The 17,643-nt window shown below is 43.5% G+C and carries 17 protein-coding genes and 1 riboswitch; of the genes, 1 reads left to right on the top strand and 16 read right to left on the bottom strand.

Going from position 1 to position 17,643, the window contains the following annotated elements:
- The first annotated feature begins 104 nt into the window (after positions 1 to 104).
- Positions 105 to 1,814, top strand: coding sequence for an Rqc2 family fibronectin-binding protein (locus tag ACTJJD_RS05550; protein WP_440608169.1), 1,710 nt, complete (start codon positions 105 to 107; stop codon positions 1,812 to 1,814).
- Between the two features lie 31 nt (positions 1,815 to 1,845).
- On the opposite strand, the gene ACTJJD_RS05545 is transcribed toward ACTJJD_RS05550, so the two are convergent.
- The 16 genes from ACTJJD_RS05545 to ACTJJD_RS05470 form a co-directional block, all read right to left on the bottom strand.
- Complete coding sequence (locus tag ACTJJD_RS05545; RefSeq protein ID WP_039166748.1) at positions 1,846 to 2,349, bottom strand: precorrin-2 dehydrogenase/sirohydrochlorin ferrochelatase family protein; 504 nt, start codon at positions 2,347 to 2,349, stop codon at positions 1,846 to 1,848.
- Entirely contained in the window at positions 2,330 to 3,115 is a 786-nt protein-coding gene (locus ACTJJD_RS05540) for a sirohydrochlorin chelatase (protein WP_017367214.1), read from the bottom strand. Before ACTJJD_RS05540 ends, ACTJJD_RS05545 begins: the two co-directional genes overlap by 20 nt.
- A gap of 76 nt (positions 3,116 to 3,191) precedes the next feature.
- The gene (cobA, locus tag ACTJJD_RS05535; RefSeq protein ID WP_035700704.1) at positions 3,192 to 3,947 is read right to left on the bottom strand and encodes a uroporphyrinogen-III C-methyltransferase; all 756 of its coding nucleotides are present in this window, start codon (positions 3,945 to 3,947) and stop codon (positions 3,192 to 3,194) included.
- A 28-nt stretch (positions 3,948 to 3,975) separates the two neighbouring features.
- Entirely contained in the window at positions 3,976 to 4,569 is a 594-nt protein-coding gene (cysC, locus tag ACTJJD_RS05530) for an adenylyl-sulfate kinase (RefSeq protein ID WP_008344911.1), read from the bottom strand.
- A 13-nt stretch (positions 4,570 to 4,582) separates the two neighbouring features.
- Positions 4,583 to 5,719, bottom strand: coding sequence for a sulfate adenylyltransferase (gene sat, locus ACTJJD_RS05525; RefSeq protein WP_045034247.1), 1,137 nt, complete (start codon positions 5,717 to 5,719; stop codon positions 4,583 to 4,585).
- A 57-nt stretch (positions 5,720 to 5,776) separates the two neighbouring features.
- Positions 5,777 to 6,841, bottom strand: a complete 1,065-nt coding sequence (locus ACTJJD_RS05520) for an inorganic phosphate transporter (RefSeq protein WP_008344915.1) — start codon at positions 6,839 to 6,841, stop codon at positions 5,777 to 5,779.
- A gap of 13 nt (positions 6,842 to 6,854) precedes the next feature.
- Entirely contained in the window at positions 6,855 to 7,556 is a 702-nt protein-coding gene (locus tag ACTJJD_RS05515; protein ID WP_008344917.1) for a phosphoadenylyl-sulfate reductase, read from the bottom strand.
- Between the two features lie 45 nt (positions 7,557 to 7,601).
- Complete coding sequence (locus tag ACTJJD_RS05510) at positions 7,602 to 7,706, bottom strand: DUF2292 domain-containing protein (RefSeq protein WP_373367998.1); 105 nt, start codon at positions 7,704 to 7,706, stop codon at positions 7,602 to 7,604.
- 116 nt (positions 7,707 to 7,822) lie between these two features.
- Positions 7,823 to 7,925, bottom strand: a riboswitch (SAM riboswitch).
- Positions 7,926 to 8,084: 159 nt separating this feature from the next.
- Positions 8,085 to 8,723 (bottom strand): orotate phosphoribosyltransferase, encoded by a 639-nt coding sequence (pyrE, locus tag ACTJJD_RS05505; protein ID WP_440608168.1) that lies wholly within the window; start codon positions 8,721 to 8,723, stop codon positions 8,085 to 8,087.
- Positions 8,724 to 8,730: 7 nt separating this feature from the next.
- Positions 8,731 to 9,435: an orotidine-5'-phosphate decarboxylase gene (pyrF, locus tag ACTJJD_RS05500; RefSeq protein ID WP_017367211.1), complete on the bottom strand. Its 705-nt coding sequence runs from the start codon at positions 9,433 to 9,435 to the stop codon at positions 8,731 to 8,733.
- Positions 9,407 to 10,339 carry a dihydroorotate dehydrogenase gene (locus ACTJJD_RS05495; protein ID WP_281215352.1) on the bottom strand — a complete coding sequence of 311 codons (933 nt, stop codon included), beginning with the start codon at positions 10,337 to 10,339 and terminating at the stop codon, positions 9,407 to 9,409. The genes pyrF and ACTJJD_RS05495 overlap by 29 nt, the downstream gene beginning before the upstream one ends.
- The gene (locus tag ACTJJD_RS05490) at positions 10,333 to 11,109 is read right to left on the bottom strand and encodes a dihydroorotate dehydrogenase electron transfer subunit (protein ID WP_008344928.1); all 777 of its coding nucleotides are present in this window, start codon (positions 11,107 to 11,109) and stop codon (positions 10,333 to 10,335) included. Before ACTJJD_RS05490 ends, ACTJJD_RS05495 begins: the two co-directional genes overlap by 7 nt.
- On the bottom strand, positions 11,106 to 14,321 hold the full coding sequence (gene carB / locus ACTJJD_RS05485; protein ID WP_440608167.1) for a carbamoyl-phosphate synthase (glutamine-hydrolyzing) large subunit: 3,216 nt from the start codon (positions 14,319 to 14,321) through the stop codon (positions 11,106 to 11,108). Before carB ends, ACTJJD_RS05490 begins: the two co-directional genes overlap by 4 nt.
- Complete coding sequence (locus ACTJJD_RS05480) at positions 14,306 to 15,400, bottom strand: carbamoyl phosphate synthase small subunit (RefSeq protein ID WP_019743288.1); 1,095 nt, start codon at positions 15,398 to 15,400, stop codon at positions 14,306 to 14,308. Before ACTJJD_RS05480 ends, carB begins: the two co-directional genes overlap by 16 nt.
- Positions 15,397 to 16,683, bottom strand: a complete 1,287-nt coding sequence (locus tag ACTJJD_RS05475; protein ID WP_008344934.1) for a dihydroorotase — start codon at positions 16,681 to 16,683, stop codon at positions 15,397 to 15,399. Before ACTJJD_RS05475 ends, ACTJJD_RS05480 begins: the two co-directional genes overlap by 4 nt.
- Positions 16,667 to 17,590: an aspartate carbamoyltransferase catalytic subunit gene (locus tag ACTJJD_RS05470; RefSeq protein WP_160757718.1), complete on the bottom strand. Its 924-nt coding sequence runs from the start codon at positions 17,588 to 17,590 to the stop codon at positions 16,667 to 16,669. The genes ACTJJD_RS05475 and ACTJJD_RS05470 overlap by 17 nt, the downstream gene beginning before the upstream one ends.
- Positions 17,591 to 17,643: the final 53 nt, after the last annotated feature.

The raw sequence follows: 17,643 nt of genomic DNA, 5'->3' as shown, positions 1-17,643 counted from the left end.
TCAGACTCGTCCTAAATCATGCTATAATAATAAGACTGCCTAAAGAACGAGAAAACGTAAGGTTCTTTCAGTAGATTTGTGTGAAAGAAGAGGGTGTATCCAACATGTCATTTGACGGCATTTTTACATACGGTATGACTAATGAATTGCAAGAAACATTAACTGGCGGAAGAATTTCGAAAATACATCAGCCATACAAGCATGAGCTGATTTTTCATATCCGGTCAAAGGGGAAGAATCATAAGCTTCTTTTATCCGCTCACCCGAGCTATGCAAGGGTACAGCTCACTGAGCACCATGATGATAATCCGAGCGAACCGCCAATGTTTTGTATGCTTCTCAGAAAACATCTTGAGGGTGGGTTCATTGAACGTTTTGAACAAATTGGGTTAGATCGGGTGATCGTGCTGCACGTGCGAAGCCGAAATGAAATTGGCGATGAACAAACCCGTAAGCTGTATATTGAAATTATGGGCCGGCACAGCAACTTGATTCTCGTGGAGGACGAAACGGAGCAGATCATTGACGGACTGAAACATCTTTCTCCATCTGTGAACAGCTATCGAACGGTGCTGCCCGGACATCAATATCTTCTGCCGCCGGCACAGCAAAAGCTGAATCCTTTTGACGTGACGAAGGAAGATATTTTAAAGCATTTACGTTTTCAAGAAGGGAAAATTGCCAATCAAATTGTCGATACATTCTCCGGGGTTTCTCCGCTGTTTGCTAAGGAAGCTGTCCACAGGGCCGGTCTTGCCAATCAGGAAACGATTCCAAGTACATTGCTCGAGATGTTTCAGCTCATTCAGGCGCATTCTTTTACCCCTCAGCTCACGAGAAAAGACGGGAAAGAGTATTTTTATTTATTAGAACTTCAGCACGTCCATGGTGACATGAAGACATTTGATTCTCTAAGCGAGCTGCTTGACCGCTTTTATTTCGGAAAAGCTGAAAGAGACAGAGTCAAACAGCAGGCGGCTGATCTTGAACGTTTTGTTGTGAATGAAAAAAAGAAAAATGAAAACAAGCTAAAAAAACTAACAAGAACGCTTGAAGAATCTCAAAATGCTCATAAGTATCAGCTTTATGGTGAATTGCTTACTGCCAATATATATGCGATTAAAAAAGGGGATAAAGAAGCGACTGTCATCAATTATTATGATGAAGAAGGCGGAGAGATCACGATCCCGCTCAAAACAAACAAAACCCCTTCTGAAAATGCGCAAGCGTATTTTACAAAATACCAAAAGGCAAAAAATGCAGTAGAGGCCGTAAATGAACAAATTGAGCGAACACATGAAGAAATTGTTTATTTTGACGAGCTGATCCAGCAGCTGTCCTCTGCCTCACCAAAAGATTTAGAGGAAATAAGAGAAGAACTGGTGGAAGGAAAATATTTGCGTCCCAAACAAAAACGCAATGCCAAAAAGAAAAAACCATCGGCCATTCAGCTTGAAGCATATGAATCTTCTCAAGGTGTTCCGATTCTCGTTGGAAAAAACAACAAGCAAAACGAATATTTGACCACAAAGGCGGCAGCTCGTGATGACATTTGGCTGCACACAAAGGATATTCCTGGATCACATGTTGTCATTCGTCACAAAGCGCCTGATGAACAAACCTTGCTTGAAGCGGCACAAATTGCTGCCTACTTCTCGAAGGCAAAAGAATCAAGCTCCGTCCCTGTCGATTATACGAAAATCCGGCATGTGAAAAAACCAAACGGAGCAAAACCGGGCTTTGTCACATATGATCAGCAGCAAACATTATTTGTGACGCCTGATGAGGATGTTGTCCTAAAGCTGAGAAAATAAAAAAGAGCCGATTAAATCTTTAGATGAGATTTTATCGGCTTTTTCTTTGTCTTTTTTTTCTTTCTATATAGAGCTCATCCAGTGCATCTACATCCTCTTGTTCAAGCAAGGTCTCAATGGCCGCAGCCAGCTGTTTAGTGCGGGCTGGGCTTGCACCACTCGTAGATATGGAGATTGTCACTTTTCCTGCCCTTACAACCTTTGGCACAATCACATTGCCTAGCTCTGACTGGCTCACACAGTTGACGAGCTGATGCGGAAGCGCTGATTGCGTCATCCACTCGTTTACTGAAGGATCATCTGTAGCAGCAACAATTAAAAATGCATCCTTTACATCTTCCGCATCCACTTTCTTTTTCTTCCAAGTCAGCTGATATGTCTCAATGAGATTCGCCATTTCATCACAAATGTCAGGGCTCACAATGGTTATGCTGCATGGCTCCATGCATAGCGCACTCGTCCTTCTAGCCGCAATCCTTCCACCGCCGGCAATTAGCACGTGTTTATTGGTTAGATCAAGATGAACTGGAAGCATGGCTTTCTCCTTGAAAACGAAACGCATCCTCTTTGTTTAAGATGGTTTCCTGCACACGTTCAATATAAGCTGCTTTTACATGGGGATGAAACCCAATATATCGGCAGACACGGACATCTCGCAGCCGCTCTCTCGCCTGATTCGCTTCACTCTCAATCTCTTTCATTAAAATGCCGGTAAATAAAAGATAAGGCACGAGATAGACAGGCGTATCGTCATCTACTGTTAACTGTGCTAAGACGTCACGATAATTCGGTTCACACGCTGTAATAAAACACGGAAAAACCTCTGCACAAGGCAACATGCTTCGGACATCATCTGCAATGCCAAACACATCCCGTTTTACATCTGGATCAGAGCTTCCGCGGCCAATTAAGAGAATTTTTGCGTGCTCTCCCTTGTATCCTGCTTCTTCAATTCTTGCGATAACCGCTTTCGTGACTTCTTGGTTCACGCCTATAGGTCTTCCATATGTCACCTTCACTTGTGGGAAACGTTTTTGTACTTTCACAATCTCATCTGGAATATCTGATTTGGCATGCATGGCAGTTAAAAGGAGGAGCGGGACGATCGCAATGTGGGTTGCTCCTTTTTGTACACAAGTCTCAAACCCTTCTTCGATTGAAGGGTCCGTCAACTCTAAAAAACAAATTTCTTGGATATCTGCTTCCACTAACGGCATACAGCTTTTCATAAAAGAAATGGCTTTATCCTGTGCTTCTTTTACCCTGCTTCCATGCCCAACATAAAGGACAGCTTGTTTCATTTGACTCCTCCTTGCGACCTTAGTTTTATTCAGACGAAAAGACACGATGTCTACACGTGTCTTTTCACCTTTGTTCTCATTTCTCAATCAGTGCTGGTTCAAACCAGTTCAACTTTTGATGAAAGTGAACGACATCTCCTACCACGATTAAACTTGGGTGCTCGATCCCTTCTTTTTCAACCGTTTCAGATAGTGTCGCCACCGTGCAGCAAGTCGTTTTTTGCCTTGTGGTCGTTCCCCAGTGAATAAACGCAGCTGGTGTTTCAGGATTCCGCCCATTTTTCAAAAGCAGCCGCTGGACTCTTTCCACGTTTTTGACGCCCATGTAAATGACAAGGGTATCAATCCCCGTCGCCAGCGCTTCCCACTTTTCTTCAAAATGTTCATCCTTTTGATAATGCCCTGTCACAAACGCAACATTTGAGCTGAATTCTCGGTGCGTGACTGGAATGCCTGCATAAGCAGCCGCTGCAATGCCAGAAGTAATCCCCGGGACAACTTCATACGGAATACCATGCTCAGCTAAGCATTCGATTTCTTCACCGCCACGGCCAAATACAAAGGGATCACCGCCTTTTAGACGAACGACTATGTTCCCTTCCTTCGCATGAGCAACAAGTGCTTCGTTAATCGCTTCCTGTCTCATCGTATGATGATTCGGCAGTTTGCCGCAATAGATCAACTCCGCCTCCGGTTTGGCATGGGCAAGAATCTCTTGATTGACAAGACGATCATATAAAATGACATCTGCCTGCTGTATTGCCTTATGGGCCTTTAGCGTAATTAAGTCTGGGTCACCCGGTCCGGCACCAACAATGTATACTTTCCCCATCTTGCTTTCTCCCCCTGCCATCAGGCGATTATTTCGTTTTATCCTTTACATAATCAACAAGGCGCTGTTTTGACTCCTCGCGTGATAATTCACCTGTATCTAGGACGAGCTCAGGCGCAGCTGGCTCTTCGTATGGTGAATCGATTCCCGTGAAAAATGGAATTTCGCCGTTTCTTGCTTTTTTATATAATCCCTTTGGATCACGCTCTTCACACACGTTCAGATCACATTTCACAAACACTTCGTGAAATTCTCCGTCTTCGACTAACTGTCTTACGATTTGGCGGTCTTCTTGAAATGGTGAAATAAAAGCAGTAATGACAATCGTTCCTTGCTCAACAAATAATTTCGCCACTTCACCGATGCGCCGAATGTTCTCTTTTCTGTCGTCATCTGAAAAGCCTAAGTCTTTATTGAGTCCATGGCGTACGTTATCGCCATCAAGAACTGTCACTTGATACCCCTGTTCAAACAGCTCTCGAGCCGCTGCGTTGGCGATCGTCGATTTACCTGAACCGCTTAGACCTGTCAGCCAAATGATTCCGCTTGTATGGTTGTTTTTCTGTTGATATTCTTTTTTAGTAATAGATGAATCATGCCACACGATATGTTCGTTGCTCATGTCATATCCTCCTTTAAGATACCGTCGTTTTTAATCCTTCGATTAATGTTTCAATGACTTCTTTTCGGCTGAACGTGCTCGGTGGTAATTCACCATTTCTCAGCATCGTTCTGACCTTTGTACCTGAGAGAATGACATGTTCGCTTTTATCATGTGGGCATGTTTTTGGTGTTGCCATGGCTTCACATGTATTGCAGTAAAAGCTGTGCTCAAATTTTAATGGTGTGATCCCAATTTCTTCGCTTGTAAATTGTTCAAATAGCTCCTGCGCTTCGTATGTCCCGTAATAATCACCAACACCTGCATGATCTCTGCCGACAATAAAATGTGTGCAGCCATAATTTTTACGCACAAGCGCATGAAAAATCGCTTCCTTTGGTCCAGCATAACGCATGGCAGCAGGAAAAACACCTAAAAAGACGCGGTCTTTCGGGTAATAACCGTTCAGTAACACTTGATAACTTTTCATTCTTACATCTGCTGGAATATCATCAGATTTTGTTTCACCAACAAGTGGATTTAGAAATAGACCATCCACTGTTTCCAGTGCTGTCTTTTGAATGTATTCATGCGCACGATGGACTGGGTTTCTCGTTTGGAAACCGACAATGGTTTTCCAGCCGTTTTCTTTAAACTGTTTTCTTGTTTCTTCTGGCTCATACGTAAATTGCGGGAAAGGTTTTTCGCTGCGTTTCGTCAGTGTAATTTTACCACCAATATACGTATCACCGCGTTCAAATAATTTTTTCACGCCTGGGTGATTGCGGTCATCTGTTTTATACACATTCACTGCTTCTTTTTCCTTATCAGGTGTGTATTGATCTTCCACCTCAATGACCCCGTATACTGTTCCATTATACGATAGACGAACAATGTCACCTTGATTGATCTCCGCTGCTTTTTCCTTTGTGACAGGCAAAGTAATCGGAAGAGACCAAACGACACCACTTGCTAGTCGCATACTGCTGACAACTGCTTCATAATCAGCTTTCGTTAAAAACCCTTCAATTGGACTATACCCGCCAATTGCGATGAGTTCAAGGTCTGCAAAAGAGATGGCATCCAGCTCAATTTCTTTCGCAGCTGTGCTTAGATCAAATTCTTCATTTACTCGATTAATTAATACGCCACCATGTGGTGTTAAACTCATTTGTTCATCTTCCTCTCAATGTTCATATTTATTAGATGTTAATAGTCGGATTTATATTTAAATCCCGCCGCCCTGTTCATGAATCGAGCTGCTCTCATTTTTAACTGCCTTCATAAGACTCAGTGCACCTAGTGAAGCAAGCAGTACACTCATCATGATAAAGATAGAGTAATAGTCTCCTTTTAAGAAAAGGCTTACCAACAAATAAGATAGACTAAGTGATAAGAAAGGTGACACAACCCATACCTTCAGCATTTTTTTCACAACATGTTTATGGAATATGTTCGGTCCACCCTTTGCCATACCAAGCCCAATAATGGACGAGGAGGTAATTTGAGTAAGGGGAACAGGGAGTCCGAATATAGAGCTGACGATGACAAGTCCTGCACCGGTGCTCGATAATAGAATGCCTTCACCCGTTTGATAGCGTGTAATTTTCTTTCCGTTTGTTTCTAGTACCCTTCTTCCTAGAAGCAGCGCCCCAATGGCCACAAAGATTCCGCCGTAAAGGGTTCCTTGCCCGACTGATAAAACACCTGATGCGACAAGCGGGCCGACCGCATTGGCGACATTGTTCATGCCGGCTGAAAACGCTTCTAAAAACCCACTGATAATCAAAACAACAGATAAGATCAATGTACCTTTTTTGGATAATGTCCGTTTAGGAAACAATCTGATGATTTTGACAACAGCAAAGGTAAAAACAAAGGCAACAATCGGAATAATCACCCAAAAAGAGACAATGACTAAGATCGATTTCACATACAGCACTTTATATGCGGCTGCCACACCGACCACAGCTCCTACTGTGACCTCACTTGTGGATAAAGGAATGGCCAAGAGGTTCGCTATGAAAAGTGATAATGCGGCCGAGCCAATGATGATACACACAATTTCAAGTGTGATGACAGATTCAGGCATAATCCCGGAGCTGATCGTTTTGACGACCTCGCCGCCGCCAATCACTGAACCTGCTAATATTCCAACTGCACAAACGCTGAGCGCGTATATTGGCTTTTTGATCGCACCTGAACCATATGCGATGCCCATCGAAGCGGCTGCTCCGCTTGCGCCAATATTTAAAGCAAAGAATAAGCTAAATAAAATTGCGGCGATTTCCATACATTATGCTCCCTTACTCATGTAATCCGCACTCAGTCTTTGCTGTCCCTGACCATCTTCCAGAACGCAAATCATCAGCAGTAAATGCCGGCTGTGTACAAGGTGCACACCCGATGCTTGGATATCCTTGGTCATGCAGCGGATTATAAGTAAGATCCTCTCTAGACGCATATCTCCATATGTCCTTCCACGTCCAGTGGATGAGCGGACATACTTTGACTGATTGGAATTTTTCATCCTTATTTAAGAAGTTCGTACCTGCTCGTTTAGGCGACTGCTCTCTTCTTAAACCAGACAGCCATGCCGGATAGCCAGATAGTGCCTCTTGCAATGGAATGACCTTTCTCATATGGCAGCAGCTTTGAGGATTCGTTTCCCATAATTTATCACCATGCTGCTCATTCTGCTCTTCCACCGTCAGCTCAGGTGTTTTCAGCACGATGTCTAAACCAGGATATCTTTCCTTAACTGCATCAATGGTGTCGTATGTTTCCTTGAAATGCAGACCTGTATCTAAAAAGACAATTCTTGCATCTTTTTTTACTTTCGCAATAAGATCGATCAGGACAATGCCCTCAATGCCAAAACTGCATGCATAAACGAGCTGATCACCATAGTGGCCGTACGCCCATTTCAGCACAGATAGGGCCCCTTTATACAAATCGTCCTCTTGAAATGTAATGGACGGCTCTTGCCAATTTTCATAAGTTAACATTGTTTCTCCCCTTCCGGAGTACTGCTTCTATTGCTATTCTCCGCACTACTTTAATCTGATTTTTTCATTTTTTTCCACTTGAATCACTTGACCGTCCTGAACGACCAACGTAATTGAACCGAATTTCATATCCCCAATCAGCTCTTGCATATGCTTCACTAAGTCCTCATCCTGGTTTTGTTTCAGTTCCATCTCCTCTTCCTCCTCACCGTTAAAATAAAAAAACTTTCTTTCAGTCCGAAAGAAAGATGAGGAAGCTCACGATTTCCTTATCTTTCAAAATAGAATCATTTTGCAGGAAGTAGCACCTTGCAAATCGCAGGTTGCCGGGCTTCATCGGGCCAGTCCCTCCACCTCTCTGGATAAGAGTTTTAATTTGTATTAAATATTAACACAATTCAAACAAAAGTCAACCCGACTTTATTGATAGGATTAGTTTTTATTTAAATTTGAGTCTATTTTACTATTTTTAACCAAATAAAAAACTGTGCAGCGCAGCACAGCTTTTTTTAAAACAAAACAAGCTTTTTAGACCGTTTCTTCCATCCAAGATTCAGACGAAGGATCCTGTCTCCAGCGTTTTAGTTTATTCATAGCAGAAGACTCGATTGCTTTTAGCTCAAGTGCCACTTCTGTCAGTGTGTCATAGTCTGTCAGCGTGACATAGGGAATGTTTTTCTCTTGAAAAGCCGCAGCTGCTTTTGGCAGTCCATAAGTGAAGATCGCAACAACTCCGAGTACGTCACAGCCTTCTTCTTCTAGAGCAGCCACAACTTCAAGAACGCTGCCTCCAGTTGAGATAAGGTCTTCTACGACAACCACCTTTTGTCCAGGTGATATAGCTCCTTCAATTTGATTTCCTTTTCCGTGTGCTTTTGGTTTACTTCTTACATAACACATCGGTACGTTCAGACGATCAGCTGCTAATGCCGCATGAGGAATGCCAGCTGTAGCTGTACCTGCGACAACTTCCGCTCCTTCAAAATGAGTGAGAATCAAGTCTTTTAAACCTTCCGCAATGTCCCCTCTGACCTCAGGATAAGACAAGGTGAGGCGATTGTCACAGTAAATCGGTGATTTGATACCGCTCGCCCATGTAAATGGTTCGTCTGGTTTTAAAGAGACAGCTTTGATTTGTAATAAATGCTTCGCGATTTTCGTTTTCATCCGGCAGTCACTCCCACTCTTTCAAAATTTGTTGATAAGCTTCCACTGGGTTTGTGGCTTTTGTGATCGATCTTCCCACAACAATCTGTGAAACACCCTGCTCTTTGGCAAAAGCAGGTGTCGCCACACGCTTTTGGTCATCCGTTTGATCATTTGGTAAGCGAATTCCTGGTGTGACAGTGAGAAAGGAAGGAGAGATTTGTTCATGAAGCTGTTTTGATTCATGAACAGAGCACACTACACCATCAAGTCCACTTTCATATGCCAATTGTCCATAATGAAGCACAGCCTCTTGCAATGGGCGGTCAATTAGCAATTCTTTTTTCATCATATCTTCTGACGTGCTTGTCAGCTGGGTCACTGCAATAATGCCTGGGCGATTTTGCCCGGCAGGGGTTCCGCTTTCAAGCCCCTCTACGGCCGCCTGCATCATCCTTTTCCCGCCGGCTGCATGCACATTCACCAAATCAACACCAAGTGCAGCAAGCCTGTTCATCGCTTTTTGCACGGTTGTTGGAATGTCATGAAGCTTCAGATCAAGGAAAATACGGCAATTTTTTTCTTTCAGTGCATCAATAATGGCAGGACCTTCTTGGTAAAACAGCTCCATGCCAACCTTTACGAATAATGGAGTGCCTTCAAAACGATCTATAAAGGCGTGCGCCTCCTGTCCTGATGGAAAATCAAGCGCGATGATGGGCAAGTGCTTCATGTTTCCAGCTCCTTCCGATGCATTCCTCTACAGATGAATACCCATAAGCCGCTAACACATTCGGCAGTTCATCAATGATTTCCGGGCAAATAAATGGGTTCACAAAATTGGCTGTCCCAACAGCTACCGCACTTGCGCCAGCTAGTAAAAATTCAAGTACATCTTCAGCGCTTTGCACCCCGCCCATCCCAATAATCGGAATAGTAACGGCTTGACTGACCTCATGCACCATTCGGATGGCAACAGGTTTTACGGCAGGACCTGATAATCCGCCTGTTTTATTGGCAAGAATGGGTTTGCCTGTTTTTAAATCTAAACGCATCCCAATCAAAGTATTGATCATGGTGAGTCCATCCGCTCCAGCCGATTCAATCGCTTTAGCAATCTCAACGATATTGGCTACATTAGGTGACAGCTTCACATAAACAGGAACGGAGGAAACTTCCTTGACGGCTTTTGTCAATGTAGCCGCCATTTCTGGATCGGTCCCAAAGGCAATTCCTCCTGTTTTCACATTCGGACACGAGATATTCAGTTCAAGGGCGTGAACATTGCTTGCTTGACTAATTTGCTTTGCTACTTCAACATAATCATCAACTTGTGATCCAGCAACATTGGCAATAATAGGGGTATCGAACTGCTCAAGCCAAGGTAATTCATGTTCAAGCACGCCTTTTAGACCTGGATTTTGGAGACCAATCGCATTCAGCATACCGGCTCCTGTCTCAGCTACCCTAGGTGTCGGGTTGCCAAATCTCGGTTCAAGGGTCGTGGCTTTAATCATGATGCCGCCCAGCAAGGAAAGGTCATATAATGATGCGAATTCTTTTCCAAATCCAAAACAGCCTGATGCAGGAATGATTGGATTTTTTAAAGATAAGCCGGGTAATTCGATGTTTAGCATGATAGCGCCACCTCCTCCGCTTTAAAAACAGGTCCATCCAGACAAACTTTAACGTACGGTTTCTCGTGCTGATCGGTATGACAGACACAAGCAAAGCATGCACCGATTCCGCAGCCCATTCGTTCTTCCATTGAAATATAGACAGGCTTATCGGGATAAGAGTCTTTTAGTGCTTTTAACATAGGTGTCGGTCCACAGGAAAGCAAGACATCAAAGTCCAGCTCATTCTCTTCAATGACATTTGTCACGAAACCTTTCGAGCCATATGTTCCATCAACGGTTGCGATAAATGTATCTCCGAGCGCTTGAAACATCTCCTCATAAAATACATCTTTTTTCGATTGAAAACCGAGAACATGTTTTACGATGACGCCTTTTTTCGTTAACCGCTTAGACAGTTCATATAACGGAGGCACACCGATTCCTCCACCGACTAATAATGCGGTCTGTCCGGCCTGAACGACTGAAGGGTCATAGCCGTTTCCAAGCGGTCCTAACACATCGACTGACTCTCCCGCCCGCTTTTGGGAAAGGAGCTTTGTGCCCTCTCCCTCTGCGCGGTAAATGATGGTTGCTTCTTGCTTTTCGGCATGAATGTTGGCAATACTGATCGGTCTTCTCAGCAGCGGTGTCATGGATTCACTGACCTTTATATGAAGAAACTGTCCAGCTGTTTGAAAGGATTCAACAAGATCACCTTTTAATGTCATTTCGTAAATATGATCAGCGATCTCTCGGTTTGAGACGACCGTCAAGTATGCTTTTTTCATATCGTTACTGTCACCTCAGCATTCGTTTTCACTTCTGGCATTTCATCTGCTCTAAATGTCATGCTCTCTAGCACTCTTAAAATCGCTTCCGCTGTATCTAGTGACGTTAAGCAAGCGACACCATTTTCAACAGATTCACGTCTAATTCTAAAGCCGTCTCTTGCCGGCTGTTTTCCTTTTGTTAAGGTATTGATGACAAATTGGGCTTCACCATTTCGAATGACATCCAGCAGGTTCTTTCCTTCTTCTCCTATTTTGCCGACAACACTTGATGGAATAGAGGCTTGTTTTAAGTAATTCGCTGTTCCTTCTGTTGCTAAAATATGATAGCCGATGGAATGGAATCTTCTTGCAATCTCAAGTCCTTCTTCTTTATCTTTATCAGCCACTGTCAGGAGCACCGTTCCGTCTTTTGGAATTTGAATGCCTGATGCAATCAACCCTTTGTAGAGGGCTTTTTCGATTGTGACATCTTTCCCCATGACTTCACCTGTTGATTTCATTTCAGGCCCTAGTGTAATATCTACTCTTCTTAGTTTTGCAAAAGAGAAGACTGGAACTTTCACATATACGCCTTCTTGCTCAACATGAAGCCCTTCTTGGTAGCCATAGTTTTTCAGTTTTTCTCCTAAAATAACCTTTGTAGCTAAGTTCGCCATTGGAATGCCTGTAATTTTACTTAAGAATGGGACAGTCCGGCTTGAGCGCGGATTCACTTCAAGTACGTACACTTCTCCTTTTGATAGAACAAATTGAATGTTCAAAAGCCCAATGATGTTAAGGCCTTTTGCCAGTTTAATCGTGTATTCTGCAATTTTCGCTTTGATGTCCTCTGACAAAGTTTGCGGCGGGTAGACCGCAATGGAGTCTCCAGAGTGAACTCCGGCTCTTTCAATGTGTTCCATAATGCCTGGTATGACAACCGTTTCTCCGTCAGACACAGCATCTACTTCAATTTCTTTTCCTGTCAAATACTTGTCAATGAGCACTGGGTGCTGCGGATTGACTTTCACCGCATTCTCCATGTAGTGAAGGAGCTCAGCTTCTTGATACACAATTTCCATTGCACGGCCGCCTAATACATAGGAAGGACGGACAAGCACGGGGTAACCGATTTGATTCGCAATCGCTACTGCCTCTGGCACAGACGTTGCTGTCTTACCTTTTGGCTGCGGCACGCCGAGAGTTTCTAATGTTTGTTCAAACTTGTCACGGTTTTCCGCACGGTCAAGGTCTTCAAGCGATGTTCCAAGTATCTTAACCCCTCTATTTGATAATTCATCTGCTAAGTTAATCGCTGTTTGTCCGCCAAACTGAACGACGACACCTTCTGGTTGTTCAAGGTCGATGATGTGCATCACATCTTCTACAGTGAGTGGTTCAAAGTAGAGCTTATCTGAAATACTAAAGTCTGTTGAGACGGTTTCAGGGTTGTTGTTAATAATAATGGCTTCATAGCCTGCTTGTTTGATTGCCCACACTGAATGAACGGTCGCATAATCGAATTCAACCCCTTGTCCGATTCTGATTGGACCTGAGCCTAGCACAATGACACTTTTCTTCTCTGATCGTTCGGATTCATTTTCATCTTCATATGTGCTGTAGAAGTACGGTGTTTCTGATTCAAATTCTGCCGCACATGTGTCCACCATCTTATACACAGGAACGATGCCTGCTTCTGTTCTTAGGTTATAGACATCTGCCTCATTCATATTCCATTCGCGGCTAATATAAATATCTGAGAAACCTTTTTCTTTCGCTTCTTTTAAAACGTCTACATTGCCTTTGTTTTCTTTTAGTGTCTTTTCAAATGTGATGATGCCTTCCAGTTTATGAAGGAAGAAATAATCAATTTTCGAGAATTCATGAATCTGTTCGACGGTATAGCCTCTTCTTAGCGCCTCAGCGATATAAAACAGACGCTCATCTCCTGCTTTGATAATCCGCTTTTCAAGCACTTCGTTCGTAATGTTCGCTTCGTCTTTTAATTCAATGTGATGCACATCCGCTTCAAGTGAACGAACAGCCTTTAAAAGAGACTCTTCTAATGTGCGGCCAATCGCCATGACTTCACCCGTTGCTTTCATTTGTGTTCCAAGTCGTCTGTTGGCAGATTCAAATTTATCGAACGGCCAGCGCGGGATTTTTGAAACGATATAGTCGAGTGCTGGCTCGAACGCTGCATATGTTTTGCCTGTGACTGGGTTCATCATTTCATCAAGTGTTAGGCCAACTGCGATTTTCGCTGCAAGTTTTGCAATCGGATATCCAGTTGCTTTAGACGCAAGAGCAGAAGAACGGCTCACGCGGGGGTTTACTTCGATAATATAGTATTGGAAGCTGTCTGGATCAATCGCCAGCTGTACGTTACATCCGCCTTCAATGCCAAGTGCACGGATCAGCTTGAGTGACACATTACGAAGCAGCTGATATTCACGATCACTTAGCGTTTGACTTGGTGCCACAACGATACTGTCACCTGTGTGGATGCCGACAGGATCAAAGTTTTCCATGTTACAAACCACAATGGCATGATCTCCGCTGTCACGCATGACCTCATATTCAATTTCTTTAAAGCCTGCGATACTTTTTTCAAGCAAACATTGTGTCACCGGACTTAACTTCAGTCCATTCTCGACGATTTCTTTTAATTCTTGCTCATTTGTACAAATTCCGCCGCCTGTTCCGCCTAGTGTATAGGCTGGTCTAACAATGACTGGGAAACCGATTTGATCTGTGAATGCCATCGCTTCTTCAAGGTTATGGATGATTTCACTTTCTGGTACAGGTTCATTTAATTCATTCATTAGATTACGGAATAAATCTCTGTCCTCTGCTTTTTGAATAGCTGACAGCTTGGTGCCTAGTACTTCAACACCGCATTCAGCGAGTACACCAAGATCTGATAATTCAACAGCAAGGTTCAATCCAGTTTGTCCGCCAAGTGTTGGCAGAATCGCATCAGGACGTTCTTTTCGAATGATTCGTGTTAAAAATTCTGGTGTCAGTGGTTCGATGTATACCTTATCGGCCATTTCTGTATCCGTCATGATCGTCGCAGGGTTAGAGTTCACAAGAACGACTTCATAGCCCTCTTCTTTTAGCGCTAAGCAAGCCTGTGTGCCTGCATAGTCAAACTCCGCTGCCTGACCGATGATGATTGGACCTGAACCGATCACTAAAATCTTTTTGATATCTACGCGTTTTGGCATACTTCTTCCCCTTCTTTCTCAGTTGTATGAATCATGTCCATGAACTCGTCAAATAAGTAGTTCGCATCTTCTGGACCCGGTGATGCTTCTGGGTGATACTGGACAGTGAATGCTGGTGCTTCTTTATGTTTTAATCCTTCAATGGTGTTGTCATTTAGCGCAATATGTGTGACTTCAAGCACGTCTTCATTAATGGCGCTAACCGTGTAGCCATGGTTTTGAGACGTCAAGGTTACCTTGCCAGTTGCTAATTCTTTGACTGGATGATTGGATCCTCTATGCCCAAATTTCATTTTTTCTGTACTTGCGCCGCACGCAAGCGCGAATAACTGGTGTCCTAGGCAGATACCAAAGAGTGGTACCTTTCCAATCAGCTGCTGAATCATTTCAACCGCTTCTGGCACATCGACTGGATCCCCAGGTCCGTTTGAAAGCATGATGCCGTCTGGTTTTAACTGTAATACTTCATCTGCCGTGATATTGTATGGCACCACAATGACATCACAATCTCGCTTATTGAGTTCGCGCAAAATGCCATGCTTCATGCCGAAATCGACAAGCACAATTCTTTTTCCTCTTCCTGGGCTTGGATACGCATTTTTCACAGATACTTGGCTTACTTGATCTGTTGGTAGCTGCATCGTTTGAAGGCGGCTTACAACGTCTTCTACTTGTTCATCCGGTCCTGCAAAAGCTCCTCTTAATGTACCTGCACTTCGGATCATGCGCGTGAGCTTGCGTGTATCAATGCCGCTAAGACCCGGGATATTTTTCATTTTTAAATACTCATCAAGTGAGTATGAAGAGCGCCAGTTTGAAGGCTTTTCACAAAGCTCTTTCACGATCAGCCCTTTCACAAACGGTGTGATCGATTCAAAATCATCACGGTTAATGCCATAGTTGCCGATCAGCGGGTAAGTGAGTGTGACAATTTGTCCGCAGTACGACGGGTCAGACAAAATCTCTTGATAGCCTGTCATCCCTGTGTTAAAGACGACTTCTCCGACTGACGGTTCTAAGCTGCCAAAGCCTGTTCCTTCGAATACTGTTCCGTTTTCTAGCACTAAGCGTCTCTTCATTTTACTAGTCTCCCCTCTTCATAAACGACTTTCCCAGATGCAAGTGTCATGACCGGCCATCCTGATACAGTCAATTTGTCAAACGGTGTATTTTGTCCTTTAGATAAGAAGCTTTTTTTGTCAATTGCCATTTCTTTGTTTAAATCAATCAGTGTGATATCAGCGATTTGACCTTCTTCCAGCTTTCCGTATGGAAGAGCAAAGGCTTCTGCTGGTTTGATGGTCATATAATCAACAAGTTCTTTTAATGTCCATTCCCCTGTTTTCACAAAACGTGTGTACAGAAGCGGGAACGCTGTTTCAAGTCCAACAATCCCAAAAGGTGCCCTCTGCATCGTTTCGTTCTTTTCTTCTTCTGTATGCGGTGCATGGTCTGTGGCAATAAAATCAATCGTGCCATCTAAAAGTCCCTCGATCAGTGCCTCTCGATCTTCTGCTCCTCTGAGCGGCGGATTCATTTTATAGTTTGTGTCAAGACCTGGAATGTCTGCATCACATAAGAGAAGGTGATGTGGAGAGACCTCAGCCGTCACACGAATGCCTGCTTTTTTTGCATCGCGTACCACTCGAACGGATTCCTTTGTACTGATATGACATACATGATAATGACAATTCGCTGCTTCTGCTAAGAGGACATCTCTTGCAATATGCACCGATTCACAAATGGACGGTATCCCGTTTAACCCATTTGCTTTTGAAAAGTCTCCTTCATGAACGCACCCTCCATAAATGAGTGAGTTATCTTCACAGTGCGCCACTATGGCTTGATCAAGGCTTGCTGCCTTTTTCATTGCTTCGTACATCATGCCTGCGGTTTGAATACCAACACCGTCATCCGTAAAGGCAAATGCGCCCGCTTCTTTTAACGCTGCAAAGTCTGTCATCTCTTCGCCAATTTGTCTCGTCGTGATGGAAGCGTATGGCAGTACTCTTACAGAGGAGGTCTCTTTGATTCGATTCATCAGCCATTCCATTTGTTCTTTTGTATCTGGAACTGGTCGTGTATTCGGCATTGCTGCAATGGTCGTATACCCGCCTCTTGCTGCTGCCTTAGAACCTGTTTCAATGGTTTCTTTTTTCTCGCCGCCTGGCTCTCTTAAATGCACATGCAGATCAATCAAACCTGGTGATACAAATAGCCCTGCTGCATCAATGACTTCTTCTCCGTCTTCTCTTTCTAAGTGACCCATTGCTTGAATCACTTTTCCTTCTACCCTAATATCCTGCTGCACTCTTTCCCCTGTGCTTGATAAGATAAAACCGTTTTTAATGAGATATGACATAGACAGAATCTCTCCCTTTTTGATGTAGTCTGCTATTTTGAAAAGCTCTTTTTAACACAGCCATTCGGATATACACACCATTTTCCATTTGTTTAAAAATTCTTGACTGTTTTGACTCTACTAATGAATCATCTATTTCAACACCTCTATTTACTGGTGCTGGATGCATAATAATCGCTCTTTCTTTCATTTTGCTTGCCCTGTCTACTGTTAATCCATAAGTCGATAAGTAACCCTCATTGCCCATCTTTTCTGAGTGCCTTTCATGCTGAATTCTCAGCAGCATCACCACGTCAGACCGCTTCATGGCTTCGTCCACTTCGACATACGTTCCATGAGGGTTTTGTTCATCTTGGAAAGAAGCTGGTCCTGAAAAGAGCACTGTCGCTCCTAGTCTTGCGAGGACTTCAGCATTGGACCTTGCCACCCTGCTATGTTTGATATCACCATGAATCGAGATCGTTAAGCCTTCAAAGCCGCCAAACTCTTCGAAGATCGTCATCAAATCCAGCAATGATTGGGTAGGATGCTGACCGCAGCCATCTCCAGCATTAATGATTGGAATCCCGACCTTCCCAATCAGCTCTTTGTAATATTCGTCTGTACTGTCTCTGATGACACATGCCTTAACTCCGATGGATTCAAGTGTTTTCACTGTATCGTAAAGGGTCTCTCCCTTTTGAACAGAGGTACTTGCTGCGTCTAGGTTCAGCACATTCATTCCAAGTTTCTTCTCTGCCACCTCAAAGCTAAAACGCGTTCTTGTACTTGGTTCAAAGAAGAGGTTCGCTACAAATTCACCTGTTAAACCATGTTCCTGTTTCCCTTTTTTCAATGCACATGCTTCTTCAATCAGCTGTAAAATTTCTTCCTTTGACAAGCTGCTCATTGTCGATAAATCATTCATTTTTTCTGCCCCCTCTAGTTTTTCATCACTTTCAGGTTCAAAAAAACCCTAAG

Source organism: Bacillus sp. 22446, assembly GCF_052044955.1.
Lineage (GTDB): Bacteria > Bacillota > Bacilli > Bacillales > Bacillaceae > Bacillus > Bacillus altitudinis.
This window is presented reverse-complemented; position numbering and strand designations above follow the sequence as displayed.